At 67.2% G+C, this 241-nt stretch carries 1 protein-coding gene; it reads right to left on the bottom strand.

Going from position 1 to position 241, the window contains the following annotated elements:
* On the bottom strand, nt 1-183 hold a 183-nt coding region (locus SB751_RS34705; RefSeq protein WP_410749575.1), incomplete at its 3' end, for a 3-hydroxyacyl-CoA dehydrogenase NAD-binding domain-containing protein.
* Between the last annotated feature and the right edge of the window lie 58 nt (nt 184-241).

Below are 241 nucleotides of genomic sequence, written 5' to 3'. Positions count from 1 at the left end.
GCGGATGCCGGCGAGCGCCTTGTCGCACGCCGCCTCGTTCAGGTCGTACAGCAGCACGGTATGACCGGCGGCCGCCGCGACCTGCGCGATGCCCGCGCCCATCGCGCCCGCGCCGATCACGCCGACGACCGCCGACGGCGCCAGCGCGCCCGAATTCACCGAATGTGCAGAAGAACCAGCCATCGCTTGCGATCCGTCAATGAAGTGAAAGTGCGAGCGATTATAAACCGACCGGTCGGTA

It is taken from the genome of Cupriavidus sp. SIMBA_020 (assembly GCF_046535395.1).
GTDB classification, from domain to species: Bacteria; Pseudomonadota; Gammaproteobacteria; order Burkholderiales; family Burkholderiaceae; genus Cupriavidus; species Cupriavidus campinensis.
This window is presented reverse-complemented; position numbering and strand designations above follow the sequence as displayed.